1 protein-coding gene is annotated in these 1,042 nt (G+C 42.5%); it reads left to right on the forward strand.

What is annotated here, in order from left to right; translation table 11 throughout:
* On the forward strand, window positions 1-1,042 hold a 1,042-nt coding region (locus tag ABZ319_RS40515; RefSeq protein WP_354991895.1), incomplete at both ends, for a pyruvate formate lyase family protein.

Genomic DNA, 1,042 nt, shown 5'->3' on the forward strand with positions numbered 1-1,042 from the left:
ATCAATGGTGCTGCTACATCTCTAGGACGTGTGCCAATCGTGCTTGACATCTTTGCAGAACGTGACCTTGCTCGTGGTACATTTACTGAATCAGAAATCCAAGAGTTCGTTGATGATTTCGTTATGAAACTTCGTACAGTTAAATTTGCTCGTACAAAAGCTTATGACCAATTGTACTCAGGTGACCCAACCTTCATCACAACTTCTATGGCTGGTATGGGTAACGACGGTCGTCACCGTGTGACAAAAATGGACTACCGTTTCTTGAATACACTTGACAATATCGGTAACTCTCCAGAGCCAAACTTGACAGTTCTTTGGACTGACAAATTGCCATACAACTTCCGTCGCTACTGTATGCATATGAGCCACAAACACTCTTCTATCCAATACGAAGGTGTAACAACAATGGCTAAAGACGGATACGGAGAAATGAGCTGTATCTCATGCTGTGTGTCACCACTTGACCCAGAAAACGAAGATCAACGCCACAACATCCAGTACTTCGGTGCTCGTGTAAACGTTCTTAAAGCCCTTCTTACTGGTTTGAACGGTGGTTACGACGATGTTCACAAAGACTACAAAGTATTTGACATCGAACCAATCCGTGACGAAGTTCTTGAATTCGAATCAGTTAAAGCCAACTTCGAAAAATCTCTTGACTGGTTGACTGACACTTACGTAGATGCTTTGAACATCATCCACTACATGACTGACAAGTACAACTATGAAGCTGTTCAAATGGCCTTCTTGCCAACTAAACAACGTGCTAACATGGGATTCGGTATCTGTGGATTTGCTAACACAGTTGATACATTGTCAGCTATCAAGTACGCTACAGTTAAACCAATCCGTGACGAAAATGGCTACATCTACGATTATGAAACAATCGGTGAATACCCACGTTGGGGTGAAGATGACCCACGTTCAAACGAATTGGCAGAATGGTTGATCGAAGCTTACACAACTCGTCTACGTAGCCACAAGCTTTATAAAGACGCAGAAGCTACAGTATCACTATTGACAATCACATCTAACGTTG

It is taken from the genome of Nocardia sp. NPDC005978 (assembly GCF_040614455.1).
Taxonomy (GTDB): domain Bacteria; phylum Actinomycetota; class Actinomycetes; order Mycobacteriales; family Mycobacteriaceae; genus Nocardia.